The organism is Staphylococcus caprae (genome assembly GCF_003966625.1).
GTDB classification, from domain to species: domain Bacteria; phylum Bacillota; class Bacilli; order Staphylococcales; family Staphylococcaceae; genus Staphylococcus; species Staphylococcus caprae.
Genome location: NZ_AP018587.1, coordinates 684225 through 710848, shown reverse-complemented (window position 1 = coordinate 710848; position 26624 = coordinate 684225). Strand labels below are relative to the sequence as shown.

Here is a 26624-nt window from a genome sequence, read left to right as displayed (position 1 = left end):
TAACGTATTTAAGCTATGTCACAAACTATGAATGCTCTTAATATTAAAAAGAAGCTAAAAACGACTGAGCACTTTTAGCCTCCTTCAATTTTGCTATTTACTTTTTGGATTTATGGTCCAGTCGTGGGACCCTCAAAATAATCGCTACTAAGCCACATACGCCAAGTAAAATCGGATAGATACTGTATGGAACAAGTAAAAATGGAGATATACCTGCTACGCCAGCTGCTGAAATCACTTGAGGACTATACGGTAATAATCCTTGGAAACAACCACCAAAAATATCTAGTATACTTGCTGATTTCCTAGGATCAACATCATATTCATCTGCAATATTTTTAGCTAACGGTCCTGCCATAATAATAGAAATCGTATTATTAGCAGTAGAAATATCAGCCGCACTCACTAAACTAGCAATGCCTAATTCAGCACCACGTTTTGATTTCACTTTAGAACGGACGAATTGTAGTAACCAATCTATACCGCCATTGTGTTGAATAATACCTACGAGTCCACCTATGAGTAAGGCTATCATTGCAATATCTTCCATACCAATAATCCCTTTAGATACAGCACTAAGTAGCCCTTTCCAACCGAATGAGCCATCTATTAATCCAATCACACCTGCTAACGCTGTACCGCCGATTAATACAATAATGACGTTGACCCCTATGAGCGCAAGAATTAATACTAATAAGTATGGAATGACTTTGAATAAGTTATAGTCATAATTTTTAGCATGATCAATTGAAATACCATTAGTTAATAAGAACAGAATAATAATTGTCAGGATTGCTCCAGGCAAGACAATTTTAAAATTAACTCTAAATTTATCACTCATTTTAGTTCTTTGGGTCCTAACAGCAGCAATCGTTGTATCTGAAATCATTGAAAGGTTATCTCCAAACATCGCACCACCAACAACTGTAGCCATCGCTAAAGCTGCAGGCACATCCGTAGCTTGAGCAAATCCAAAACCTACTGGCGCAATGGCAGCTACTGTACCCACAGACGTTCCCATTGAAATAGACACAAACATACATATCACAAATAATCCTACTATGATTAAATTCTGTGGGATAAGTGATAATCCTAAGTTAACTGTGGATGTGACACCGCCCATTTTTTCTGCTGTAGTTGAAAAGGCACCCGCTAAAATGAAGATCAACATCATCAAAATAATATTCGAATGTCCAGCACCTTTTGTAAATACTTCTACCTTCTTAGCGAAGGATTCCTTTCTATTCATAAGTAAGGCAACAATTACTGTAATTGTGATCGCTACATTTAAAGGCATCGTTGTGAAATCGCCAGAAACGATTCCCACGCCTAGAAATAGTAATACAAATAGAAGTAATGGGAGTAGCGCCCATGCGTTACCTTTCTTTATTTTCTCCATTATTCAACCTACTTTCCATAAAAATAGGAGCGAAACAGAAATCTGATTCTCAAAGAACGATTTCGGCATCCCGCTCCCATCTTGTAATGCTTGTAGAACTTCATTAATGAAATTCTCTATCTTGAGACTTGGCGCCAAGGATCATTAAGATTGTAAGTCATTGTATACGATACAACATTGCAGAAACTTCTTTGTCCAGCTCTCAACTTATCTTGATAAGCTACGCGAATTGTGTCTAACATTACAAGATTATAGTTACAACGTCAATACTTAAAATACATAGCTTTTTAAAAATTATTCTTCAATACGCGTCGTAAAATATTTTTCATAAATTGATAAGGCAATAGCGACTATAATTAATAATGCTATTGATACGCCAAATAAAATCCACCATTTTAAATACAAACTCAAAATGATAAGTAAAATACTCATTACCGTTGTGATAATTGAAGTTATTTTAAATATTTTTTCAGTGCGATGTGACACAACCTTATAGTCAGCCATACTTGTATCGTTTATATATTTTTCTTGCTTCCCTTTTTTATCATCAATAATTTTAAGTTTATATTCTAGGTAAAGTGTAATTAAACCAGTCAATAACACTATAAAAAATACAGTAGGAAAGGTAATATGTCTTAAAATCACCCATGAAAACATACCCAAATAAACGATAGCGGCTATCGCTCCTAATATACGATCAATAATGGGGTGAATCCAAATCATGCCCTTTGTTATATTTTCATTAACTAAATAAAGATTGACTAAAACGTTATATATACAAAGTACAAGAAATATTGAAATCGTAATAATTGGATTATAATTAAATATTATGATGCTACCTATTCCTATAGTTAATAAAATGTAAGGTAAAAATCTAATTAAGAATGTTCTCACGCAGTATCACCTTGTTCTTTTTATTTGCCCATCATCTTACTTAGAACCATTATCCTTACATACATGGTACATGAAATCATCTGCGTTTATCAAATCGCTTCCATTCGCTTCAATTGAGGAAAATGCCACACTTTCTACTCAAAACAAACTGGCACCTCTATCAAAGTAAAAAAGCTCCTAAAATGAATTTTAAATTCTTCATTTTAGGAACTCGAATGACATTGTTGAATGATAATTTAATAAAAACGGTGTCCGTAACCTTTTAGTCGATTTGTGTACCGCCAGTGACACCAAACACTTGTCCTGTAGTATAGCTAGAATCCTCTGAAGCTAGCAATACATATGTGCCTGAGAGCTCTACGGGTTGACCTGCACGTCCAAGAGGTGTTTGTTGGCCAAATTGAGGTATAGCACTTTGTGGTTGTCCGCCTGTAATTTGAAGTGGTGACCAGAATGGACCAGGTGCCACACAGTTTACTCTAATTCCTTTTGCGCCAAGTTCTTCTGAAAAACTTTTCGTTAATGAAATAATAGCAGCCTTTGATGCAGCGTAATCATGTAGTATCGGACTTGGGTTATAACCTTGGACGGATGACGTTGTAGTAATTGATGCGCCTGGTTTTAAGTATTCTAAAGCTTTTTGAACAGTCCAGAACACAGGATAAACATTCGTTTCAAACGTTTCCGCAAATGCTTCTGTATTAAACCCATGGATATCATCATGATATTGTTGATGGCCCGCAACTAAAGTAACATTGTCTAAACCGCCTAATTTAATATAGGCTGTTTCAACCATATCGTAGTTAAATTGTTCATCTCTTAAATCACCAGGAATAAGGATAGCTGTTTGTCCAACACCCTCAATCACTTGTTTCACTTCTTGTGCATCATCTTCTTCACTAGGTAAATAGTTAATAGCGACATCTGCGCCTTCTTTGGCATAGGCTATTGCAGCAGCGCGTCCGATTGCAGAATCACCACCAGTGACTAACATCTTATAACCTTTTAATCTCCCATGCCCATCATAGGATGTTTCTCCGCAATCTGGTTGTGGCGTCATCTTGGATTGTAATCCTGGTAACGCTTGCTCTTGTTTTTCATAATCCGTCGTTTTAAATTTGTTTCTAGGATCTTGTGCTGACATCAATCATCATCTCCTAATTGTAGTTTCTGTTATTTATACCCACAATTTCTCATTATTTAATCATATTTTATTTTCGGAAAATGAATTTAACAGCACGAATTTATCACAAAAACAATATTTGAAATCAATCATTACCCCTTTAACAATTTCTGCACAAGTTTCACAAAGTATGTTGGTACTTTTTCAAGGATACGTTCATCAGGATCATATTTAGGATGATGTAAATCGTACTTACTATTTGAACCAATGAACGCAAAAACACCAGGATAATCTTTCGTGTAACCTGAGAAATCTTCTCCGATAGTGAGCGGTTCTGTCATCATATGAACGTGATATCCTACTTCTTTAGCAACTTCTATCGCTTGGTCTGTTAAGTTCTCATCGTTGACGACAGCACCTGGTAACTGTGTATAGGTCAATTCCATTTCAACATTAAATGCTTGAGACAACCCTTCAGAAATTTCGTGCATACGCTGTTCTATATATTGACGTTTTTCAGCATCGAATGTACGCACCGTACCTTGAATATACGCTTGGTCAGCAATCACATTCCAAGTATTACCACAAGATACTTCACCTATTGTTATGACTGCACTATCAAATGCTGATAAATTACGGCTTACAATGGATTGTAAACTATTTATCAACTGACCTACTACGATAACTGGATCATTACCTTGTTCAGGTTTCGCAGCATGTGCGCCCTTTCCTTGAATATGAAATTCAAAACGATCTACTGCTGACGTTGTCACACCACTTTTGATTGCAAATTCTCCTATATCTAGAGTTGGATAATTATGATAACCTAGCACCGCTTTCACACCTTCAAGTGCCCCCGTTTGACTTAGTTTAATAGCACCATCGCCTAATTCTTCCGAAGCTTGAAAAAGTATTCTCACACGTCCATTCAATTCACTTTCTATCGCTTTAAGTTGTGTTGCAACAGCTAATATACTCGCCATATGAATATCATGCCCACATGCGTGCATGACACCTTCATTTGTCGAAGTAAATTCATGCACCACTTGTTCCGTTATAGGTAAGGCATCAATATCAGTTCTCACAGCTACCATGGGTTCTCCTTGTCCTATCTCAGCAACTAAACCTGTCTCTAAAGGTAAATCCAAAATCGAAATATGATAACTTTCTAATATTCGTTTTAAACGTTTTGTTGTTTCAAACTCTTTTTTGGAGAGCTCTGGATATTGATGAAATGTACGTCTCCAATTGACATAATCTGAATAATTGGCCATCTTTGATTCAACCCCTTCTTTTCGAAAATGACTGTAAAACAAATATAAAATAGAACCTGAAATGACCGAGTTCTAATAAATGGTCTTTACATTTCGAATATTTCGAATTTTCTTAAATTATATACATAGCGTTTCTAATAAGAAAAGTTTAATCGTTACGTTATTGAAAAATATCCACTACATACTTTTATTTTCATCAAATATTTTAGTAATATTTTTATCTGAAAGCTTTATTGATATAGAACGAGCCCCTAAAACGAATGTACATCAATTCATTTTAAGGGCTCCTTGATTAAGTTTAATTTCCTAGTGCATTTGTGATTCACACATCAACTAATCTAATTTAAATTCATTATCAACAACAACCTTGCCATCTTTAATCACTTTTTGAGCATGATTAATACCAAAATGATATGGAATATATTCATGGTTAGGTGCATCCCAAATGACGATATTTGCTTTGTCACCTTCATTAATCGTACCTGCGTCAGCATCAATAGCTTTTGCAGCATTCACTGTCACAGCGTTCCATACTTCATTAGGAGATAATTTTAATTTTAAAGCTGCTATAGCCATGGCAAGTTGTAAGTTATTCGTTACACTACTACCTGGATTATAATCAGTTGCCACTGCAATCGCACCGCCATTATTAATCATGCCACGTGCATCAGCATAATCATTTTTATCTAAATAGAATGTCGTAGCTGGTAATAACACAGCCACTGTATCACTATTTTTTAATTTGGCTTTACCTTCTTCACTAGATGCTACTAAGTGATCTGCAGAAATAGCCTCCTCATCAATTGCCAATTCTAAACCACCTAATGGATCAATTTCATCTGCATGAATTTTAACTTTAAAGCCAGCTTCTTTAGCTTTTTCCATATAACGCTTAGATTCTTCCACTGAGAATACTCCCGTTTCACAGAAAATATCTGCAAAGTCAGCATATTTTCTAACTTCAGGAAGTAATTCAATCATTTCTTCTAAGAATGCTTCATTCGATTCAGCTTCTTCAGGCACCGCATGAGGTCCTAAGAAAGTATGTTTGATATCCAAATTATATTTATCAGCTAATTGATTAGACACTCGTAATTGTTTCAATTCATTTTCTTTATCTAAACCATATCCACTTTTACTTTCTATCGTAAGCACACCATGTTTAATCATAGTTAATAAATCATGCTCTGCTTTTTTGAAAAGGTCTTCCTCACTAATTTCTCGTGTAGATTTAACAGTTGAAAGAATGCCTCCACCAGACTCAAGAATTTCTAAATATGATTTACCTTGACGTTTGAGAGACATTTCATGCTCACGTGAACCGCCAAATATAAAGTGCGTATGTGCGTCAACAAGCGCAGGTGAAACAACCTTACCAGTAGCATCAATTGTTTCATTTGCTTCATATTCATCTGTATGAGGGCCAGAATAAACGACTTTGCCATCTTTAACGACTACCGTGCCATTTTCAACAACTTCTAATTCATCTAACTCTCTACCCTTTAAAGGTTTGTCAGTAGATTTAGGTAAAATCAATTCTTGAATATTTTGGATAATTAAATCATTCATTATTTATCACCTGCTTCATCAATCATTGGAATTTTGACACCTTTTTCTTTAGCTGTTTGAATCGCAATATCATAACCTGCATCAACGTGTCTTGCTACTCCCATACCCGGATCTGTAGTAAGTACTCGTCCTAATCTTCTCTCCGCACGTTCTGATCCATCAGCCACAACAACCATACCAGCATGTAGTGAATAGCCCATTCCTACACCGCCACCGTGGTGGAATGAAATCCAAGAACCGCCAGCTGCAGTATTAATTAATGCGTTTAATACAGCCCAGTCACCAACTGCATCACTGCCATCTTTCATGCCTTCAGTTTCACGGTTTGGACTAGCGACTGAACCAGAGTCTAAATGATCACGTCCAATAACGATTGGGGCAGATATTTCACCATCACGTACAAGTTTGTTTAGAGCTAACCCCATTTTTGCACGTTCACCATAACCTAACCATGCAATTCTGGATGGCAATCCTTGATAAGATATTTTTTCTTCCGCTAAATCTAACCATCTTAACAATTTTTCATTTTCTGGGAATAACTTTCTCATTTCTTCGTCAGCACGTTCAATGTCTTTTGGATCACCGCTTAATGCTGCAAAGCGGAAAGGCCCTTTACCTTCACAGAATAACGGACGAATATACGCTGGAACGAACCCAGGAAAATCGAAGGCATTTTCAACACCATTATTATAGGCAACTTGGCGAATGTTGTTACCATAGTCGAAAGCTACAGCACCATTTTTTTGGAACTCTAACATGAGTTCAACATGTTTAGCCATTGAAGCCTCAGCTAATTCAACGTATTTTTTAGGATCTTCTTTACGTAATTGTTTTGCTTCTTCCACTGAATAACCTTGTGGCACATAACCATTCAATGGATCATGCGCACTTGTTTGGTCCGTGATGATATCTATTTTGAAACCTTTGTCTAAAATTGCTTTATGAACATCTACAGCATTACCTACTAAGCCAATGGATAATGCTTCCCCTTTATCTTTAGCTTCTTGTGCCATTTTCAATGCTTCGTCTAAATCTGTAGATTTAACATCACAATAATTAGTTTCAACACGTTTATCAACGCGTGTTTCATCTACATCTACACAAATGGCAACACCATTATTCATCGTAACTGCTAGTGGTTGTGCGCCACCCATACCGCCTAAGCCAGCAGTTAATGTAATAGTCCCTGTTAAATCGCTATTGTATTCTAGCTTAGCAAGTTCAGCGAATGTTTCATAAGTTCCTTGAACAATACCTTGAGAACCGATATAAATCCAACTTCCTGCAGTCATTTGTCCATACATGATTAAGCCTTTTTTATCGAGTTCATTAAAGTGATCCCAATTTGCCCATTCAGGAACTAACACAGAGTTTGAAATTAATACACGTGGTGCTTCTTCATGAGTTTTAAACACTGCAACTGGTTTACCAGATTGAACTAACATTGTTTCATCTGCTTCTAAATCGCGTAATGTGTTTTCAATTGCTTCGAATGCTTTCCAGTTACGAGCAGCTTTACCAATCCCACCATAAACAACTAATTCTTCAGGATGCTCAGCAACTTCAGGATCTAAGTTGTTATATAACATTCTTAATACCGCTTCTTGTTCCCAACCTTTACACTCAATGTCTAACCCTTTTTTAGCGTGAATTTCTCTCATGTCAATCTCTCCCATCTGATTATTGTTTACATGCATTTTCAAATTGATTGTTATTCATTTTTTCTAAAAACAAATTTCTTTTGTGATTGAATATTATAAAATAGGGAAAAGAGTACTAAAATTAATTAAATTATTCAAAATATTCAATGCGTTAAACGACTTAACACAGCAAATATTTTGTAATTACAGTATAATAGTCTGAGATATAGACAACAAATATAAATAAACTAATCATTTATAACTTAAAACTATAAATACGGGGTGCTTTACATGAAAATCATTCAGCTAGAATATTTTTTGGCTATAGTTAAATACAATAGTTTTACAAAAGCTTCTAACTTTTTACATATTAGTCAACCTTAATTGACCGCTACAATTAAAAAAATGGAAGCAGATTTAGGTTATGACTTATTTATGAGGACTACGAAAGATATCAAAATCACCGAAAAAGGCATTCAGTTTTATAAGTATGCGACACAATTAGTTCAGGAATATCGTTCTACTGTTGAAAAGATGTATGATTTAAACATTACATCAGAACCAAGAATTAAAATGGGCATATTGGAATCTACAAGTCAGTGGATAGCTAAAGTCACACAGATACATCATAAAAGTTTTCCAGATCAACAATATCGTATGTATGAAGTTCACGATAGAAGCGATTCTATTGATCAGTTACTTAATTTCGATGTACATTTTGCGCTAACCAATGAAAAAATTAATCACGAAGATATTGCGTCTATCCCTCTATATGAAGAACCATATGTTTTACTCACCCCTAAAAATGAATTTCCAAATCAAAAGACAATTAAAATAGAAAATCTGCCTCTCATTATGCCAAATAAAAATTCGCAAGTACGCAAGCATCTAGACGATTATTTTAATAGAAGAAATGAATTTCCAAATATTGTAGTGGAAACAGATCGTTTTGAATCTGCTACAAACTTTGTGCATTTAAATCTCGGTTATGCAATTGTGCCTCGCTTTTATTATCAGTCTTATTTTGCCAAGAATTTAGATAGTATAAAAATACGTCCTAACTTAGGACGCAAGATTTTTATTAATTATTTAAAAAAACGTAAACATTCAGAACAAGTCATGTCTTTAATACAACAATGTTTAGATTACTGGGATATTTAGAAACACCTGTAAAAGTGGGAATCATCATCCTAACTTTTACAGGTGTTTTATTTATAATTAACGTAGTCATTTTGCTTACATTTTCAAGGAGTTAAATTAAGAAGTGATGTACTAAGTTTGCTACAAGTTTCGCAGTGCGATTGTCTAAATCATATTGAGGATTCATTTCAGCAATACTGATTGAAGCAACCTTCTCACTTGGTATAATACGTTTAGCTAATTCAAATACAGTGTGAGGATAGATACCTAGTACAGCTGGTGCGCTTACCCCGGGCGCAAACGCGCTATCCACAACATCCATACAAACGGTAAACATAATAATGTCATGATCATGAATAAAATGCTCTATCATATCTTTAATTGGGGGAGACACTTGGTTTAACAATTCATCAGCATAAACATATTGAACATGTTTCTCTTTAGCATAATCAAATAATCCTTGAGTATTACCACCTTGTGATATACCTAATACCATGTAATCAGCGTTATCATCTTGCTCTAATATTTGTCTAAAGCTTGTGCCTGAGGTAGACTCACCTTCATCACGTGTATCAAAGTGGGCATCAATATTGATGACGCCAATAGATTCGTTAGGGTAAACCTTACGCGTAGCTAAGTATTGTGCATAAGCAATATCGTGTCCGCCACCAAGTAAAAATGTTTGCTTATGATTTTGAATAGATTTAGCAGCTAACTCTGCATATTCTTTTTGAGTATCAATCAGGGCGTCGTGATCATGCTCGACATTGCCATAATCAACAAGTTCTTCACATTGATTTAAATCTGGCAAACCTGCAAACGCCTTTTTAATCGCATTCGGGCCTTCTTTTGCACCTACACGTCCTTTATTTAATTCGACGCCTTTATCAACAGCATACCCTAATATACCTACCCCTTTTCGTGTCCCAGATTTTTCAACTTTCGATAAATCACCAAATTTTACAGTTTGAAAGTGTCTAAATTGTTTTACATCTGTTTCACTATCTAGACGACCTGTCCATAAATCACGTTCAGCAAGTCTATACATGATACTTCCCCCTTGATTTGTTAATCACAATAGTTAAATAAAGTATAACTATTGGTGTATTTGAATTCAACGCTTGTAATATTTTGATACCCTGAAAAGAAAATATTTAATTACGATTAGCTAACAAAATGATTCAAGACTATTACATTTTGATGATAATTAAAATAGACAATTTAAACATCTCCTTGTAAGATGTATAATTGTAAATAAAATAAATTTAGCTTGTTACCTAATGGAGGTTACATAAAATGAAGAACTCTCGAATTTCTGGGTTTCAATGGGCTATGATGGTCTTTGTCTTCTTTGTTATAACAATGGCCTTAGCCGTTATACTTAGAGATTTCCAAGTATCCATTGGAGTTAAACGATTTGTTTTTGACATCAAAGATTTAGCACCTTTAATAGCATCAATTGTATGTATTTTAGTATTTAAGTATAAAAAAGAACAATTAGCAGGGTTAAAGTTTTCAATCAGTTTAAAGGTTATTGAACGACTTATTTTAGCGCTTATCTTACCATTAATTATTCTTATGATTGGTATGTATAGCTTTAATACTTTTGCTGATAGTTTCATCTTATTACAAACATCAGATTTATCAGTATCATTAATTACAATATTAATTGGCCATATTTTAATGGCTTTTGTTACTGAATTTGGTTTCCGTTCATACTTACAAAATATTCTTGAAACAAAGATGAACACTTTCTTTGCAAGTATTGTTGTAGGTATTATTTATTCAATCTTTACTGCTAATACTACATACGGTCTGGAATATGCTGGTTACCATTTCTTATATACATTTGCGTTTTCAATGATTATCGGTGAATTAATCAGAGCTACTCAAGGACGTACCATTTACATTGCTACAGTCTTCCATGCTGCGATGACATTTGCATTAGTATTCTTATTTAGTGAGGAAACCGGCGATCTTTTCTCAATGAAAGTCATTGCGATCTCAACAACTCTTGTAGGTGTTGTCTTCATCGTGTTAAGTTTAATCATTCGTGCTATTGTTTATAAAACAACAAAGCAAAGTTTAGAAGAAGTTGAACCTAACAACTATTTAGACCATACTGAAGAGGATGATTTCGAAGGCGTGAACAATCGTTCCAAAGAAGCTGACTCTGAAAAGGAAAACGTTGAGAAACCAAAAGATGAATCACACTCAGCAGTTGATTCTGAACAAACGCATACTGACAACTCAGATTTAAAGGATAGTGCGTCTTACACAGAAGACCGTCATTCATCTGTAGTTAGCGATGCGAAAGATGAAATCAACGAAGCAGAAGAACAAACTACCGAAGATTCAACTAAAAAAGAATAACAAAACCTATAAAAAGAACTTGAGGCATTTTGTAACCCTCAAGTTCTTTTTATATATTCTACGCTTTATTCATAATTTTAACGCCATCTTGTGTTCCCACAATTACCTGATCCGTCATATCAAGGAAGTAACCTGTTTCTAATACACCCGTTAGATGTATTAAAAATTCATGCATGTCATAAGGGTCAATGCCTTCTGGCAATGTACAATCTAATATGTAATTTCCATTATCTGTCGTAAATGGAACATCCTCATTCACGCGTCTATTAACTTTCACTCCTTGAATGTCTTCTATTCTTTTCGCTACTTGATACCAATTAAACTTATCTACTTCAACTGGTAATACAAACGTTTGCCCTAAATAATCAACAAGTTTATTTTCATCAGCAATGACAACGAATCTTTCAGCCATTTCATCAATCACTTTCTCTCTGAATAGTGCACCGCCACCACCTTTAATAAGGTTAAGGTTTGGATCTACTTCATCAGCACCGTCGATAGCTAAGTCAATGTGATTGACATCATTAACCTCAACAATTTTAATATCTAATTCTTTCGCCAGAAAGGCCGTTTTATTTGATGTACATACGCCAGTAATATCGTAATGATGTTGATGAACCAATTCAGCAATTCTAGGTACTAGCAATTCGATTGTACTTCCAGTCCCTATCCCAAGCGTCATACCATCTTCTATCTGACTAATCACATCATCTAACGTCATGAGTTTAAGTTCTTTTACGTCTTTCATTTGCTGATTATCCCCTTTTCTCTAATTTCCTTAATTTCATTTTACATGAGTTTAATTATTTTTAAATACCTTTAGATAATGAAATTAATTTTCATACTTTTTCTCTTTTAAAATTAGAGTTCAATCATCTCAATATTTAAAAAGTAAGCAACTTGAATTGATAGCAGCTCCTCATTTAAAACATCCCCATTCATCTAGAAATCACACACTCTGTAAAGTCAAAATATTAAAAACGTCGAGTTACCATTTCAGTTTCATAAAATGGAGACCCGACGTTTTCAATTAATTATTTACTTTTCATTAATTTGATAGCTTGTTTTAGAAAGATAAGGCGTATGTGCTTCTAAAATAGACTGCGCTTTCTCACCATACATGTTGATATCATTAGGGAGATTTTGAGTTTCCACAGTAAATCCAGAATGAGATTTATAAATATTGAAATCACTATCCCAATTTTGTGGTTCATTAAAAGTATATATCACCATATGTGGCATATCTGTTTCGACTTTTAATTCAAACTCATTATTATCAATAAGAAGTTGACGCTCTCCTACCTCAAATGGATGATCTAAACCTTTATAACGTTGCATTTGCTGATGAAGTTTTTCATTTGTACTATTAAATATATCTTTAAACAGTACACTCTTTTCTTTAAATACATCATAGAAATCAAGTGGCGCTTCTTGTTTCACAATATGGTTATCATCCAAAGTAAACATTTTTAAAGAAGAACTTGATATTTTGTGATTATCAACAACATTATTATCTCGATTTAAATTAAAGTACACATGATTTGTTGGATTAAATAGCGTTTTTTGCGTGGATTCCGCTTCATATTGTATCGTCCAGCGTTGATCAGCATCGTAAGTGTGTGTGACTTTAATAGTCATATCGCCCGGATAATGATCTTCCTTTTCTTTAATCGTTGTTGTGAAAATGACTTTAATCTGGCCAATTTCGTCTACAATTTCATAATCAAAAATTCTAGTATCTAAACCTTTAGAGCCACCGTGTATATGGTGTGGATGCTGATTTGCTTCTAATTCATATGTTTGTCCCTCTAATTCAAATGAAGCATTGGCAATTCTACCTGCATAGCGACCGATAGTGGCACCAAAATTAAAAGGATTTTCAAAATAGAATTCATCAGCTTCTACAACATTCCCTAAAATAATATTATTGTCGTGATACTTCCAAGAAACGATTCTAGCCCCGTAATTCGTAAATACAATCTTCGTTTCATCATTATCAATTTTAATTAAATCAACATCATGTCTTTGATGCTCAACTTCAACTATCATTACATAATCTCCCTTTCAACCACGTTAAATTAAGCTCTACTAGGTAATAACATCACTAATACGCCTATCATACAAATTAAGGCGCCAATAATGTCATATTTATCTGGCGTCTGTTTATCTATCACAAAAGCCCAAAGAAGGCTCATAATAATAAACACACCACCATATGCAGCATATACTCTACCGAATGTCGGAAACGCCTGAAACGTGGCCACTACGCCATATAGTATGAGTATCATACCACCTAATAAACCTAGCCAATATGAATGGCCTTCCCTTAACCATAACCATATTAAATAGCCTCCACCAATTTCACAGAGGCCTGCTATGATGAAAATAAACGCAGAATAAAACACGATACAATGCACCACCTTTAAAATTTATCCTATTCACTATAACGAAGGGGTAGTTCAGTTATAAATAAGAATAGTATTTAATTTAGATTGATATGATAAGTAACATTGTATCAATGTTAGATTCTATAAATCTATCTTTAATTTAACGACGGTATTTTCACATACATATTGTTACACTTTTTCTTTTAATATTCCATAGGTTTAGAACATAAAAATAAAACTGCTTGACTTAGTTTGATTAATTCTTTTTCACAAGACGTTGAATTGATTTGAATAATCCCTTTTCAAAAGTAAGCACAGAATCTTTATACGTTTTAACAGCAATCCATAATAATAGTGCGACTACAATGATTGAAATCCCCATACTCACAGCGATTTCCCAAATTTCTAAATCTGAGGATTGAGAACGTACTAATAACTCAAACGGTGCTAGGAATGGGATAAAACTTGTAATCTTAGTAAGCAGCATATCCGGCTTCATGATGCTAAATATTGCAATATAAAATGCGATCATAGCTAATAAAGTTAACGGCATAAGCGTTTGATTCATATCTTCAATTCTCGTTGCTAATGAGCCAAGAATAGCTGCAAGTAATACATAGCTTAAGATACCAACAATAAGGCAAAGTATGCTTACAATGATAATTTGCCATGCAAGATGATTCATTTGAATGTCAAATTCTTTAAATAAACTTTTTAAATCAAATGCATAGACACAAAGTAATGCCATGATAATAATCATAATAACTTGAGTGAATGCCACAGCAATAACGCCTGCAATTTTAGCTAAAATATGAATCACTGGTGACACACTTGTAATTATCATCTCAATGACGCGAGAAGTCTTTTCCGTAGCAATTTCCATCGCAACTTGTCCAGCGTAATTAAATACAATAAAGAAGATAAGCATTAACGTCGCATAAACTAATATGTAATTTAAAGTTTGTTCCCCTGAATTTAATTGACTATCCTCTTTATTAGAGATGACTTTACTGTCTACATGACTTCTTGCTTGTAATTGTTTCAATTCTTTTTGGCTTAAATTGAGATTCGAAGCGACCAATTGAGATTGGATAGAAGTAAGTACCTCAGTCAATTTTTGCTCGTCCTCAGCCTCTACGTTGTCTTTACTCAATATCGTTCCTGATAATTGATGATGCTTATCTTGTTTCACGATATAGGCTTTCTTTAATTTTTCATTTTTTACTAACTTATGTGCATCTTTTTCACTGACTTTTTTAAAAGTAGCGTCATCATCGAGTGCGTGACTTTGTTGTTTTAATACTTTATAAATTTGTTCATTTTGCGTCACAACGCCAACTTTATCTGGGCCATTGTCAAATAAATCTATAATTTTATCTATATTTGAAAGTGCAATCATCAGTATGACAATGATAGACATAAAAATGATAAATGCTTTTGATTTAATTTTACTGATATACGTGAGTTTAAAGGTCGACCAAAATTTATTCATGTGTTTCACCTACTTTATCTATAAAAATGTCATTAAGTGAAGGTTCTAAAACTTGAAAACGTCTTACAAATCCTTGTTCAATCACTTTCTTATAAATATCTTTAGCGATATCTTCATTTTCAATTGTTATTCGAATATCACGTTTATGTTGCTCAATATTTAAAATACCGGCAATCTCATCTAAGCCATCAATGTGATGATCGGCTTCAATAATCACACGCTTATTACCATGTTCAGAGCGAACATGTTGAATGTCTCCAGAAACAACTAACTCACCCTTATCAATGATACAAACGTCATCACAGAGTTCCTCCACATGTTCCATACGATGTGAACTATATATGATGGTAGAACCTTTATCATTTAAATCTTTTACCGCACGTTTTAATAGCTCTACGTTAACTGGATCCAAACCACTGAATGGCTCATCTAAAATGAGTAGTTCAGGATTATGAAGCATACTCGCAAGTAATTGGATTTTCTGTTGATTTCCCTTTGAGAGTGACTGAATCCGCTTTTTTCTATTTTCCGTAATCGCAAAACGCTCTAACCAATAATCAATACGTTGTCTAATTTCCTTACTAGATAAGCCTTTTAACGTCGCAAGATACGTTAATTCTTCTTCGACTGTCATTTTAGGATGTAAGCCTCGTTCTTCGGGAAGATAACCAATCGAATTATACATGTGTTTACCTATTTTTTTACCTTCATATGTAATGGTACCTTCTGTCGTCTCACTCAACCCGAGTATCATTCTAAATGTAGTTGTTTTACCTGCACCATTTCTCCCTAGAAACCCTAACATTTTTCCTTTTTCAAGTTTCAAAGAAATATCATTAACTGCAGTGAAATCTCCAAATTTCTTGGTGACATGATCAATTATCAAACTCATATTTTATACTCCTATCAATATGATTTTTTGGTTTAAATTCTTTTTTAATATAACATTATTCAATTAATTCTTATATGTAAATTTTGAAACTTAATAAACTTTACAAACTTTTTTGTAAGCCCTATCATTATCTATAAGTTTCGTAGCAATACATACTTTTCAAATTTAAAGGGGTTAGACAAATGAGCTACAGTATTGGCATTGATTATGGTACAGCTTCAGGTCGAGTGATTCTTGTGGATACATCCAATGGTGAGATGATCTCAAGCTATGAAGAAACTTATGAACACGGTACAATTGCCGAAACATTGAATGGCGAAGCACTCCCTCGTAACTATTTCTTACAAAATGCTGACGATTATCTTCATGTTTTAGAAAATGGCGTTAAATATGTATTAGAAGAGAGCAAAGTGAACAAAAATGATGTATTAGGCATTGGTGTCGATTTCACAAGTTGTACGATTGTCTTTTTAGATGAAAATTTTGAACCATTACATCGACAAGATCGTTTTAAAAACAATCCACACGCCTATGTTAAATTATGGAAACATCATGGCGCTCAAGATGAAGCGACACAAATGGTTGAAGCCAGTGATAAAACATCTAATCAATGGCTCGATTATTACGGTTCAAGCGTCAATAGTGAATGGATGATTCCAAAAATATTAGAAATGAAACATGAAGCACCTGAATTACTTGAACGCACGAGTTATATCATGGAAGCTGGTGACTACATTACAAGCTTGCTTACAAATAAAAATATTCGTTCCAATTGTGGTATTGGGTTCAAAGGTTTTTGGGATGAAGTGAACGGGTTTAACTATGACTTCTTTGAAGCTGTAGATACAACTTTGCCTACTATCGTTAAGGAAAAATGTGAAGCACCGGTCGTACATATAGGTGAAAGCGCAGGAAATTTAGCAGTATATTATCAACAATTATGGAATTTGCCTGAGAAAGTGCAAATCTCTCCATATATGATTGATGCCCATTCAGGTGTACTAGGTGCAGGGGCTATTGAACAAGGTGAATTTACAGCTGTTATCGGCACAAGTACCTGTCATTTAATGCTAGACCCTAAACAAAAACCTATCCCTGCGATTACTGGTTCTGTGAAAGATGCAGTCATCCCAGGTTTATATGCATATGAAGCAGGTCAAGCTGCTGTCGGAGATTTATTTAGTTATTCTGAGCAGTTAGCTCCGAAACATATCGTTGACCAAGCTTTGGAAAAGGAAGTTTCAATACTTGAATTTTTAGAGGAGCTCGCAAGCGACATCGATGTAGAAGAACAACATGTCATAGTACTCGATTGGCATAATGGTAACCGTAGCATATTAAGTGACAGCCATCTTTCAGGTAGCGTCTTTGGCTTAACATTGCAAACACCTTTCGAGATGATTCACCGTGCGTATTTAGAATCGACAGCGTACGGTACTAAGATGATCATGAAACAATTTGAAGACAATGAAATTCCAGTTCATACGGTTTATGCCTCAGGTGGTATTCCAAAGAAAAGTCAATTATTAGTGGATATTTACGCAAATGTGTTAAACAAGAAAGTAGTAGTACTTGAATCATCTAATGCTACCGCACTCGGTGCAGCAATGCTGGGCGCCAATGTTGGCGGTGCATATCCATCATTAAAAGAAACCGTAGAACATATGAAACAGCCTATTTACTACATCAAAGAACCGGAACCTGATAAAGTCAAAGCATATGACAAACTGTTCGATAAATATCGAAAACTACATGATATTTTAGGTCATGAAAATCCAGAACTATCCTACATACATGAATAATTGAATCGTCAGATTGGAATGTAGATTTCAAAAAAATATCTCTAAGAGAGTGAGACAGAAATACAATTTAGAAAAATTAATTTCGTCGTCCCAACCTCTTAGAGATTTTTATATGACTATTAAGCTTTACTTTGATGAATTAAGCCTTTTGACTTATATTATTCTTTTTTATTGAAATGACTTTTAAAGTAGCGATAATGATTAAAATGGCATTGAAAATAAGTGTAACTATTGATGCATAAGGTGTATGATTCATCACTATTTCAATGACAATATCTATAATAGAAATAAGACTAAGCGAGATAACCAACCATACGAAGTTCTTTGCGTACTCCATTTCTATCCTCATTCGTTCATATTCGTCACTAAAATGGTATTGAGGTATAAGATGGAGCAATGGCTCCGTGTGATTAATCTTTTCCTTAACTGGAGCAGTTGGTTTATCTGATACTTTAATTCTCTTATCTCCAGTGAAAATAAAGACAATTAATGGGATAAATATGATAAGCGACGAGGGTTGGAAACCAAACATCTTGTTACCTATTAAAATAGGAATGATGATATTGGGAATCAGGTATAGATATGCAAATGCTAGAATTAAAAAGATCGCTCTTTTTATAAAGCTCATTTTATTAAGCATCTTTTTTTCGTTGTCATTTCTAACATATATTTCTTTATTAGTATCACTATATCCATTGGTCACTAACATACTAACTAAGACAACGATACATAAAATGGTGCCTATTAAATATGGAGATAAATACGCGCGTTCAACATCAAACATGACCTCAAAATAAAACATAGCTATCAAAAAAATAAAAATGAGCGCCCCAAATTTAGCAAATAAACGATTCAATCTTTGTAATTGATGCTCATCTGTTACTTTAAATAACCGACTAATCATGGTCATCCTCCCAAAATAAATCATTTAATGTCACATTTAGTTTTTTCGCGATATTAATGCATAATTTTAAAGATGGATTATATTTGTCATTTTCTATCATATTAATTGTTTGTCTAGAAACACCAACAGCTCGGGCTAGAGAAAGTTGAGATATTTTCTGATGTGCTCTAAATTGTTTCACTTTATTCAAATCAGTAGCCCTTCTTTCACAATGATTAAGTACTTTTATCATAATCAAACAAATAGGCAGAAGTCAAATATATATGACACTTTTATTTTAAAAAAGCGGCCTCTTTGAGAGACCGCTAGTGAAAAGCCAATTAATTAGTTTTAGCTTTATCAACTGGATTATGGTTTTTACCTTCATAATTAGTTGCGTATTCAGTGAATTTAGGACTAGGTCCATACTTATTTGTTTCTTTCTTACCGTTAAGACAAACCATGACTAAAAGAATAACTGAATATATCCATTGGATTGCAAGTAATATATATAATAAGAGTAAAACAAAACCATTGTCTGACCATTTGTCATTAAGTGAAATAATGTTAGCAGTAACATTGACAATAAATATTACTATTACACCACTAATTGGTAACCACATTGAAAATGATAAGTCATGAAATCTTCTAACTAAAATAGCCAAGTTAGGTATTAAAGTGGCTAAGGCAAAGATAATGCAGTATAAGTAACCTAAAATGAGTAAAGATCCACCAATAGTTAAAGCGGCTTCATCGTGACTTGCCGATCCTATCATCGCAAACATAAAACCTATAAATAGACCAATTAATCCTGGAATTACAAATATTAAATTCCATAACGTTGCATACCAATATTCGCTTCGTCTTGAGCGACCTTTAAAGTTAACATAATTACTCCAAAATAATTTAAGTGCTCGCCCAAAACTTACTTTATCTCGCATCATTCATTCTCCTTTTTCTGTGTCATGTAAAACTGTTTTAAAATCTTCTACTCTTTGATAAATTAAAAAAGAGTAAACTATAGTAGAAACTTGTATATTGAGTATATCAAAACATTTCTTTAATAAAAATGTATATTTTAAATTTTAATTCTCAATTCAAATTTTCTATAAAGTATTCTTATTATATTTTAAGGTGAGATGATTGTGGACTTTATCAATAAAGCAACAACACAAACTGCTAAAGATTTATTAGGCGTTAAAATCATATATCAAGATGACAATCAATACTACTCTGGCTACATCGTGGAAACTGAGGCTTATTTAGGTTTCAATGACAGAGCCGCACATGGTTACGGTGGTAAACAGACGCCTAAAGTAACGTCTCTTTATAAAACGGGAGGAACGATATACGCACATGTGATGCATACCCACTTACTCATCAATTTTGTCACACGTACACAAGGCGTTCCAGAAGGCGTATTAATTCGTGCCATTGAACCAGAAGATGGTATAGAAGCGATGAAAATGAATCGTGGTAAAACAGGTTATGAAATAACGAACGGCCCAGGAAAATGGACAAAAGCATTGAATATTCCTAGAGCTATAGATGGTTCAACACTTAATGATTGTCGCCTTTCCATCGATATTAATAATAGAAAATATCCTAAAGAAATAGTAGAAAGTGGAAGAATTGGTATTCCTAATAAAGGAGAATGGACACACAAACCACTTCGTTATACTGTTAAAGGCAATCCATATGTATCACGCATGCGTAAATCTGACTTTCAAAATCCTGATGACACATGGAAATAAAAGTAAAGCGAGGCGCTCATGATATACACCCCTTAAAGTTAGATTTTTTAGTCCAACTTTTGGGGTTCAGTACAGAGCTTCCTCGCTTATTTATTATTTAATATCGATATCTCCTGAATCGTTTTGAATATCATGTCTACTATATATTAATTTATTGTTAACTCGGAATATAATTTAAATTAATATTTTCAGAATTTTAGATATATATAATTAATATTAATTGAATATCTAGATTTATTTTAAATACGCGTGTATAATGGTTAACATGGCCATTTTTATAACGCTTACATAATTATATAGATTAAGTATTAAACATAGGTTTTGGGACTACTTCTAAGGGGGCATTTTATGATAGAGTTAGATGCAATCACAACCTTGTGTTTAGCATGTGTTCTATATTTAATCGGACAATCAATTGTTAATCATGTATCGATATTAAAGAGAATTTGTATACCTGCGCCAGTGATTGGCGGATTACTTTTTTCAATTCTCGTAGCCATACTCGATTCTTTACATATTATTAAAATCAAACTTGATGCATCATTTATTCAGGATTTCTTTATGTTAGCATTTTTCACAACAATTGGTTTAGGTGCATCATTTAAGTTATTTAAAATTGGCGGAAAGGTCATGTTACTTTATTTCATGTTCTGTGGAATTATGGCCTTTTGTCAAAATATTATAGGTATTTCATTAGCCAAAGTTTTAAATATTCAACCACTATTAGGTTTAACTGCTGGATCAATGTCAATGGAAGGTGGTCACGGTAACGCTGCTGCATATGGTAAAACAATTCAAGATATGGGTATTGACTCAGCCGTCACTGCAGCACTCGCTGCCGCTACATTAGGACTTGTATTTGGTGGTCTAATCGGTGGACCCGTCGTCAAATTTTTAATTAAACGTTATAACCTAAAACCTGAACATCGTGATGAGTCATTTAAAAATTATGGCGAAGTTGAATATAACAAAACGCTACATAATAAATTCAAACCTACGCAAATCTTTTTCATACAGTTTACAATCTTAGTATTTTGTATGGCATTAGGTACTTATATTGGAAATACTTTTACTGATTTAACAGGTGTAAATATTCCAATGTATGTAGGTTCCATGTTTGTAGCTGTAATTATTCGAAATGTGTCAGAACTCTCTGGATGGAATATTGTAGACTTAAAAATTAATGATCAAATCGGGGATATCTCCCTAGGTATCTTCCTATCATTAGCTTTGATGAGTATTCAACTAACTGAAATATACTCACTTGCGATTCCACTTCTGATTATCGTTCTGATACAAGTGGTATTTATGGTCTTATTCTCTATTTTTGTTTTATTTAGAGGTCTTGGTAAAGACTATGATGCCGCAGTAATGGTAGGCGGATTCATTGGTCATGGTTTAGGTGCCACACCAAACGCAATGGCTAATTTAGATGTTATAACTAAAAAGTATGGTAGCTCACCAAAAGCATACTTAGTTGTACCGATCGTAGGTGCTTTCTTAATCGATTTAATTGGCGTTATCATTGTGATGGGCTTCATACAGTTCTTTAGTTAGATACAATATTTACATCAATTATTAGAAAAGAGACTGGGACATATTAAATATCTCAGTCTCTTTTAACATATTGGCAGTAGATGTCTGGATTGAAAGCGCGCTTTCATCAAGCTTCTCTCAATCCTAGCCATCCTTGCCGGCGGGGCCCCAACATAGAGAATTTCTTAAAAAGAAATTCTGCAAACAATGCAGGTTGGGAGAGGGAAAACGAAATTAATTTTGTTAAATTATATTTCTGTCCCGCTCCCTTTTTATTTATCATCCTCTATGAATATCTAGACTACGTTGCTCAATCCATGAAATTAATTCCGGACTAAATACGATATCCTTATGTCTCAATGCTTCAATATCTTTTGCATCTAACATCGTCATAATTTTCTTCATATGGTCTAAGAATGATTCTACATATTCAATTGTATTCGTAATTCCTGTTTGCTCCACTTGATTTAAGAATGGTCTCGACATACCAACTGCTTTAGCACCTAAAGCTAAGCTTTTCACGGCGTCTAATGGTGTTCGCAAGCCTCCACTTGCAAAGACATTCAACTTATCCTGATAATCTGTACTTTCAAGTAAAGATTCTACTGTTGATTGTCCCCATTGTGTTAAATAATTCATATCTTTGTTTGTGCGACGTTCATTTTCAATATCAATAAAGTTTGTACCACCACGACCACTTACATCTACATATTGAACACCGATTTCAACTAATGATTTAAAGGTCTCTTTACTCATTCCGAAGCCAACTTCTTTAACAATAACCGGTACATTCACACGTTTCACAATGGATTCAAGATTGTCCATCCATGTTGAAAACTCACGATTACCTTCTGGCATAACTAATTCTTGAGGAGAGTTTACATGAACTTGTAACGCTTGAGCTTCAAGTAAATCAACTGCTTGGACAGCCTTCTCTACAGGTACATCTGCGCCAACATTACTAAATATCATTCCCTCAGGATTGATTTGTCTTGCAATACTGAATGATTCAGCCATTTTAGGATTTCTTAAAGCGGCATGGGTAGAGCCTACTGCCATTGCTAAACCTGTTTCTCTGGCTACAATAGCTAATTTTTCATTAATTTGTTTCGTCCACTCACTGCCTCCAGTCATCGCATTAATATAAACTGGAAATTGCATATCGAAATGAGATGTATGACTCGTTAAATCGACCTGATTGACATCAATATTAGGTATTGAATGATGAACGAATCTCAATTTATCGAAATCAGATTGTGGTGCATCAGTTTGTGACATTGCAATTTCTACATGTTCATTTTTTCTTTGTTCTCTCAGTGAATCACTCATTGAAATACCATCCTTTGTTAAAGTTCATAATATGATTGTTCCTCTTTTAGAACCATTTTTTCCTTTTGAAAAAGATTATTAAAATAATTGTTATCACGAGCATGACGCCTAGACAAACAAAATAAGCATAATGCCATTTTAATTCAGGCATGTAATCAAAGTTCATACCGTATACACCAGCTATAAAAGTTAACGGAGAGAAAATAACTGATACTAGTGTTAAAATTTGCATAATACTATTCATTCTAAATGAAGTAAATGACTCATAGTTTTCACGTATTTCATTTGTCATCTCTTGCGCTGTTCTAATGACACTTCGTTGTTTGATCAGATGATCATCGATATGTTGAATATACATTGAGTGCTTAGCATCTTTAATGATATTGCCTTCACTTTTAATCGTATCAACTACTTCTTGCATCGGAAACATGACACGCTTAATTTTAATCAAATCGGAACGTAATTGAAAGACATTTTCCATTACACTTTTACTATACCGATCATCGACATGTCGTGCTTCGAAATTATAAACTTTATCCTCGATGCCATATACGAAATCAAAGTATTTATCCACCATACTATCCAGTATATGTATTACTATATCTGCGCAGTCCAAATCAGCGTCATGATTTTCAGCATTATATTTAGCTACTCTCTTCAATGATCTAAAGGGCTTATGATGATACGTTACAAGAATTTTATCCTGTAAAAAGACGTTAAGCGCAATTGGAGAATAATCTGAGTCTATAATACTATGGAATATCATATACTGATATGCTTTATATTCTTTATACTTCACGCGAGGTATACCAGTAATGGCATCATCTATTTCTAAATAGTTGAAGTTAAAGTTATTTCTGAGAAAATCATTCTCACGTTCTGAAGCATTTTCAAAATCATACCAAACAATTGTTGCATCTTTAGGAACATCCCGAACATTTGCTACTTCCGTAAGAGGTTGTGTTAATGATTGATATCTTACGGTTAAGGTCATTTTACTTCCCCCTCTTGTTATCTCTGTTACATTTTATCATGAATTTAATTACGTGTATGTGTTAATTTTATCTAGTAAGATAGTGTTAGGTATAAGGGGAGGAAAAAGAGATGTCTCACACATTCAAGGTTACTCGAAATGTAACCGAAGATTTAATTGATAATAACAATCATATGCATGATGCGTATTACAATATGATATTTAGCGAAGTGGTTAATGAATTTAACTATAGTCATGGCTTATCTCTTGAAGAAAGAGAAGCAAGCCAATATACCGTTTTTACTATTGAGGAACATACAACGTATTTAGCAGAATTGTCATTAGGTCAAACATTCATAGTTGAATTATACCTTTATGATTATGATTATAAACGTACGCATTTCTTTTTAAGAATGCTACATGAAAATGGTACCGTTGCAGCTACAAATGAAGTCATGATGATGGGCATTGATACAAAGCAACGTCGTTCTGCGGCATTTCCTGAGAAATATATGAATTTCATTAAAGCATATGAATCAGAGCAAGAAAAAATAGAATGGCCAAAACAACTGGGACATCGAATTGGTATCCCTAAAAAAGGAGAATAAATATGCCTACACGTCAACGCATTAAAAGTGAACTTATAGATTTAAAAGATGATGTTAAATTTGAATTGAGTGAATTAAATAATCAAAAAGAATTGGTTATCAATGGACCGGCGTCTCAACTAGTCAAGCGTGCAATTCATATGAGCTACTTACAAGGGCAAAAGTTTGCGATTGATGAGATTTCAACGTTAATTGAGGAAAATCATATCGATGAAGAATTTCTCATTCAATATAATAATTATGAAAAGCACGTGAGAGATCAAAATCTAGAAAAGAAATTTACTTTTAGTAATTTTACTGATATACCACATCAATTTGATGAATTCATCGCTTCATTTTATTACTTAAAAGGCCAAAACTTTGTTGTAACTCATATCAATTCAATCATTGAATAGGATAATGAATAAGGACTTTGGAAGTTTGAACCACCTCCAAAGTCCTGTTTTATTGTTGTATTGCTTTTGTAATTTGTTTAATGACTTTATGCGATTGTCTAATAGGATAAATCGGGAAATCATGAACCATTTTAGGATATTCTTTAAAATCAATGTACTGCCCATTGTCTTCTAATAAATGTGCAAACAACTTCATGTCCGGATTTCCAATTTCCTTACCACCACCATACATATATACAGGAGGTAGACCTTTTAGTTCTCCATACAATGGAGAAACACGCTTATCAGTTAGTGGCAAGCCATTAGACCATGCTTTCATCAACTCATTAACCCCAAATCGACTCACTAAGATATCTTTGTCTTCTAATTCTTCAGTAATATCTTTATTTGATAATGTGGCATCTAATAAAGGTGATATTAAGAATAGTTTACTCGGTACAGGTTGCTGTTCTTCAACCAAGGATTGAACGAAACGCAACGCTAATCCTCCACCAGAACCATCTCCCATAATCACAATATGCTCATTACCTACTTCAGAAACTAATTCATCGTATACTTTTTTGATAGCTTGATAGGTATCTTCAAGATGATATTCCGGCGCTTTTGGATAGATTGGTAATACGACTTCGTTTAATGTATTGAGAGCCAATTTATCCAATAATCTCCAATGAAACGGTGACGGTTGCAATGTGTTATATCCACCATGGAGATATAAGATTTTATGTTTAGCTTCATGTCTAAAATTAAATCTAAACACTTGCATATCTCCTAGAGATAATTTATCAAGATTAGATTTTACATTTAATGTAGACGGTTGTTTATGCTTTTTACTATTTTCAGTTCTTCTTTTCTCTAAAAATTGTTCTACTTCTTCATCACTGTTAAAGAAAATAGATCTGTTATGAAGTATATATTTATTAACGACTCTATTCATTAAATAGTTTTTCATAGCGTGACCAACCTGCCCCTTTTCAAATTTTAAATTTAGAAAACAATTTGCTTAAATCTGTATATTCGTTTTCTTAAAAAAGATATAATAATACATATATCAATTGCATCTTTAAATAATGATGTCTATTACTGATAGTGATACTTGAATAAAGCCAATTATAACAGACATTATATTAAAAAGATAAAAATAGAAAAAATGTGATTGAAGGA

At 33.8% G+C, this 26624-nt stretch carries 24 protein-coding genes and 1 pseudogene; 7 read left to right on the top strand and 18 right to left on the bottom strand.

All coding sequences use genetic code 11. From position 1 onward, the window contains the following. Positions 1 to 97 precede the first annotated feature (97 nt). The 6 genes from JMUB898_RS03175 to hutU all read right to left on the bottom strand — a co-directional run bounded on the left by JMUB898_RS03175 (position 98) and on the right by hutU (position 7920). Entirely contained in the window at positions 98 to 1399 is a 1302-nt protein-coding gene (locus JMUB898_RS03175) for a Na+/H+ antiporter NhaC family protein (protein ID WP_002443902.1), read from the bottom strand. A gap of 294 nt (positions 1400 to 1693) precedes the next feature. Then, the gene (locus JMUB898_RS03170; protein WP_232019007.1) at positions 1694 to 2293 is read right to left on the bottom strand and encodes a hypothetical protein; all 600 of its coding nucleotides are present in this window, start codon (positions 2291 to 2293) and stop codon (positions 1694 to 1696) included. Positions 2294 to 2555: 262 nt separating this feature from the next. Beyond that, a complete protein-coding gene (locus JMUB898_RS03165; protein WP_002443907.1) occupies positions 2556 to 3437 on the bottom strand; it encodes an SDR family oxidoreductase in 882 nt (293 codons plus the stop codon). 131 nt (positions 3438 to 3568) lie between these two features. Further along, positions 3569 to 4690, bottom strand: coding sequence for an amidohydrolase (locus JMUB898_RS03160; protein ID WP_044466798.1), 1122 nt, complete (start codon positions 4688 to 4690; stop codon positions 3569 to 3571). Positions 4691 to 5023: 333 nt separating this feature from the next. Then, positions 5024 to 6259, bottom strand: a complete 1236-nt coding sequence (gene hutI, locus JMUB898_RS03155; protein ID WP_002443911.1) for an imidazolonepropionase — start codon at positions 6257 to 6259, stop codon at positions 5024 to 5026. After that, positions 6259 to 7920, bottom strand: coding sequence for a urocanate hydratase (gene hutU, locus JMUB898_RS03150; RefSeq protein ID WP_126501903.1), 1662 nt, complete (start codon positions 7918 to 7920; stop codon positions 6259 to 6261). Before hutU ends, hutI begins: the two co-directional genes overlap by 1 nt. A gap of 270 nt (positions 7921 to 8190) precedes the next feature. Here hutU and JMUB898_RS03145 point away from each other — a divergent pair. Beyond that, a pseudogene (locus JMUB898_RS03145) lies at positions 8191 to 9060 on the top strand (LysR substrate-binding domain-containing protein). Positions 9061 to 9151: 91 nt separating this feature from the next. Here the strand turns inward: JMUB898_RS03145 and hutG are convergent. Further along, positions 9152 to 10087, bottom strand: coding sequence for a formimidoylglutamase (gene hutG / locus JMUB898_RS03140; protein ID WP_002443915.1), 936 nt, complete (start codon positions 10085 to 10087; stop codon positions 9152 to 9154). Positions 10088 to 10335: 248 nt separating this feature from the next. Between hutG and JMUB898_RS03135 the strand changes: the two genes are divergently transcribed. Then, the gene (locus JMUB898_RS03135; RefSeq protein WP_002443917.1) at positions 10336 to 11412 is read left to right on the top strand and encodes a peptidoglycan release complex CPBP-like subunit SdpC; all 1077 of its coding nucleotides are present in this window, start codon (positions 10336 to 10338) and stop codon (positions 11410 to 11412) included. Positions 11413 to 11470: 58 nt separating this feature from the next. On the opposite strand, the gene JMUB898_RS03130 is transcribed toward JMUB898_RS03135, so the two are convergent. The 5 genes from JMUB898_RS03130 to JMUB898_RS03110 all read right to left on the bottom strand — a co-directional run bounded on the left by JMUB898_RS03130 (position 11471) and on the right by JMUB898_RS03110 (position 16183). Continuing rightward, positions 11471 to 12160: a ribose 5-phosphate isomerase A gene (locus JMUB898_RS03130; RefSeq protein ID WP_002443919.1), complete on the bottom strand. Its 690-nt coding sequence runs from the start codon at positions 12158 to 12160 to the stop codon at positions 11471 to 11473. A gap of 290 nt (positions 12161 to 12450) precedes the next feature. Beyond that, complete coding sequence (locus JMUB898_RS03125; protein ID WP_002443921.1) at positions 12451 to 13461, bottom strand: aldose epimerase family protein; 1011 nt, start codon at positions 13459 to 13461, stop codon at positions 12451 to 12453. A gap of 29 nt (positions 13462 to 13490) precedes the next feature. Then, entirely contained in the window at positions 13491 to 13817 is a 327-nt protein-coding gene (locus JMUB898_RS03120; protein ID WP_002443923.1) for a YnfA family protein, read from the bottom strand. Positions 13818 to 14055: 238 nt separating this feature from the next. Next, positions 14056 to 15291 (bottom strand): ABC transporter permease, encoded by a 1236-nt coding sequence (locus JMUB898_RS03115; RefSeq protein WP_002443925.1) that lies wholly within the window; start codon positions 15289 to 15291, stop codon positions 14056 to 14058. After that, positions 15284 to 16183 carry an ABC transporter ATP-binding protein gene (locus JMUB898_RS03110; RefSeq protein WP_002443927.1) on the bottom strand — a complete coding sequence of 300 codons (900 nt, stop codon included), beginning with the start codon at positions 16181 to 16183 and terminating at the stop codon, positions 15284 to 15286. The genes JMUB898_RS03115 and JMUB898_RS03110 overlap by 8 nt, the downstream gene beginning before the upstream one ends. A gap of 182 nt (positions 16184 to 16365) precedes the next feature. Here JMUB898_RS03110 and JMUB898_RS03105 point away from each other — a divergent pair, with 182 nt between their 5' ends. Next, the gene (locus JMUB898_RS03105) at positions 16366 to 17985 is read left to right on the top strand and encodes a ribulokinase (protein WP_002443930.1); all 1620 of its coding nucleotides are present in this window, start codon (positions 16366 to 16368) and stop codon (positions 17983 to 17985) included. A 139-nt stretch (positions 17986 to 18124) separates the two neighbouring features. Here JMUB898_RS03105 and JMUB898_RS12755 read toward each other — a convergent pair whose 3' ends face one another. From JMUB898_RS12755 to JMUB898_RS03090, 3 genes are all read right to left on the bottom strand, one after another. After that, on the bottom strand, positions 18125 to 18889 hold the full coding sequence (locus tag JMUB898_RS12755; RefSeq protein WP_002443932.1) for a hypothetical protein: 765 nt from the start codon (positions 18887 to 18889) through the stop codon (positions 18125 to 18127). Further along, positions 18882 to 19079, bottom strand: coding sequence for a helix-turn-helix transcriptional regulator (locus JMUB898_RS03095; RefSeq protein ID WP_037541614.1), 198 nt, complete (start codon positions 19077 to 19079; stop codon positions 18882 to 18884). Before JMUB898_RS03095 ends, JMUB898_RS12755 begins: the two co-directional genes overlap by 8 nt. Positions 19080 to 19209: 130 nt before the next feature. Continuing rightward, the gene (locus JMUB898_RS03090) at positions 19210 to 19809 is read right to left on the bottom strand and encodes a DUF805 domain-containing protein (protein ID WP_037541615.1); all 600 of its coding nucleotides are present in this window, start codon (positions 19807 to 19809) and stop codon (positions 19210 to 19212) included. A 204-nt stretch (positions 19810 to 20013) separates the two neighbouring features. Here JMUB898_RS03090 and JMUB898_RS03085 point away from each other — a divergent pair, with 204 nt between their 5' ends. Both JMUB898_RS03085 and gltS read left to right on the top strand, forming a co-directional pair. Further along, on the top strand, positions 20014 to 20622 hold the full coding sequence (locus JMUB898_RS03085; protein WP_126514780.1) for a DNA-3-methyladenine glycosylase: 609 nt from the start codon (positions 20014 to 20016) through the stop codon (positions 20620 to 20622). A 348-nt stretch (positions 20623 to 20970) separates the two neighbouring features. After that, positions 20971 to 22179: a sodium/glutamate symporter gene (gltS, locus tag JMUB898_RS03080; RefSeq protein WP_002443939.1), complete on the top strand. Its 1209-nt coding sequence runs from the start codon at positions 20971 to 20973 to the stop codon at positions 22177 to 22179. A gap of 258 nt (positions 22180 to 22437) precedes the next feature. On the opposite strand, the gene fni is transcribed toward gltS, so the two are convergent. Together fni and corA are read right to left on the bottom strand one after the other, a co-directional pair. Beyond that, positions 22438 to 23487 carry a type 2 isopentenyl-diphosphate Delta-isomerase gene (fni, locus tag JMUB898_RS03075; protein ID WP_002443941.1) on the bottom strand — a complete coding sequence of 350 codons (1050 nt, stop codon included), beginning with the start codon at positions 23485 to 23487 and terminating at the stop codon, positions 22438 to 22440. A gap of 46 nt (positions 23488 to 23533) precedes the next feature. Beyond that, positions 23534 to 24481: a magnesium/cobalt transporter CorA gene (gene corA / locus JMUB898_RS03070; RefSeq protein WP_002443943.1), complete on the bottom strand. Its 948-nt coding sequence runs from the start codon at positions 24479 to 24481 to the stop codon at positions 23534 to 23536. A gap of 110 nt (positions 24482 to 24591) precedes the next feature. Here corA and JMUB898_RS03065 point away from each other — a divergent pair, with 110 nt between their 5' ends. Together JMUB898_RS03065 and JMUB898_RS03060 are read left to right on the top strand one after the other, a co-directional pair. Then, entirely contained in the window at positions 24592 to 25068 is a 477-nt protein-coding gene (locus JMUB898_RS03065) for a thioesterase family protein (protein WP_002443945.1), read from the top strand. Positions 25069 to 25070: 2 nt separating this feature from the next. Beyond that, positions 25071 to 25463 (top strand): hypothetical protein, encoded by a 393-nt coding sequence (locus JMUB898_RS03060; protein ID WP_002443947.1) that lies wholly within the window; start codon positions 25071 to 25073, stop codon positions 25461 to 25463. Between the two features lie 49 nt (positions 25464 to 25512). Here the strand turns inward: JMUB898_RS03060 and JMUB898_RS03055 are convergent, their stop codons facing one another. After that, positions 25513 to 26412: an alpha/beta hydrolase fold domain-containing protein gene (locus tag JMUB898_RS03055; protein WP_002443950.1), complete on the bottom strand. Its 900-nt coding sequence runs from the start codon at positions 26410 to 26412 to the stop codon at positions 25513 to 25515. Positions 26413 to 26624 lie beyond the last annotated feature (212 nt).

Coding starts and splice junctions, on each gene's coding strand:
- JMUB898_RS03175 (WP_002443902.1), bottom strand. CDS start 1,399: ATGGAGAAAATAAAGAAAGGTAACGCATGGGCGCTACTCCCATTACTT.
- JMUB898_RS03165 (WP_002443907.1), bottom strand. CDS start 3,437: ATGTCAGCACAAGATCCTAGAAACAAATTTAAAACGACGGATTATGAA.
- JMUB898_RS03160 (WP_044466798.1), bottom strand. CDS start 4,690: ATGGCCAATTATTCAGATTATGTCAATTGGAGACGTACATTTCATCAA.
- hutI (WP_002443911.1), bottom strand. CDS start 6,259: ATGAATGATTTAATTATCCAAAATATTCAAGAATTGATTTTACCTAAA.
- hutU (WP_126501903.1), bottom strand. CDS start 7,920: ATGAGAGAAATTCACGCTAAAAAAGGGTTAGACATTGAGTGTAAAGGT.
- hutG (WP_002443915.1), bottom strand. CDS start 10,087: ATGTATAGACTTGCTGAACGTGATTTATGGACAGGTCGTCTAGATAGT.
- JMUB898_RS03135 (WP_002443917.1), top strand. CDS start 10,336: ATGAAGAACTCTCGAATTTCTGGGTTTCAATGGGCTATGATGGTCTTT.
- JMUB898_RS03130 (WP_002443919.1), bottom strand. CDS start 12,160: ATGAAAGACGTAAAAGAACTTAAACTCATGACGTTAGATGATGTGATT.
- JMUB898_RS03125 (WP_002443921.1), bottom strand. CDS start 13,461: ATGATAGTTGAAGTTGAGCATCAAAGACATGATGTTGATTTAATTAAA.
- JMUB898_RS03115 (WP_002443925.1), bottom strand. CDS start 15,291: ATGAATAAATTTTGGTCGACCTTTAAACTCACGTATATCAGTAAAATT.
- JMUB898_RS03110 (WP_002443927.1), bottom strand. CDS start 16,183: ATGAGTTTGATAATTGATCATGTCACCAAGAAATTTGGAGATTTCACT.
- JMUB898_RS03105 (WP_002443930.1), top strand. CDS start 16,366: ATGAGCTACAGTATTGGCATTGATTATGGTACAGCTTCAGGTCGAGTG.
- JMUB898_RS12755 (WP_002443932.1), bottom strand. CDS start 18,889: ATGATTAGTCGGTTATTTAAAGTAACAGATGAGCATCAATTACAAAGA.
- JMUB898_RS03090 (WP_037541615.1), bottom strand. CDS start 19,809: ATGCGAGATAAAGTAAGTTTTGGGCGAGCACTTAAATTATTTTGGAGT.
- gltS (WP_002443939.1), top strand. CDS start 20,971: ATGATAGAGTTAGATGCAATCACAACCTTGTGTTTAGCATGTGTTCTA.
- fni (WP_002443941.1), bottom strand. CDS start 23,487: ATGAGTGATTCACTGAGAGAACAAAGAAAAAATGAACATGTAGAAATT.
- corA (WP_002443943.1), bottom strand. CDS start 24,481: ATGACCTTAACCGTAAGATATCAATCATTAACACAACCTCTTACGGAA.
- JMUB898_RS03065 (WP_002443945.1), top strand. CDS start 24,592: ATGTCTCACACATTCAAGGTTACTCGAAATGTAACCGAAGATTTAATT.
- JMUB898_RS03060 (WP_002443947.1), top strand. CDS start 25,071: ATGCCTACACGTCAACGCATTAAAAGTGAACTTATAGATTTAAAAGAT.
- JMUB898_RS03055 (WP_002443950.1), bottom strand. CDS start 26,412: ATGAAAAACTATTTAATGAATAGAGTCGTTAATAAATATATACTTCAT.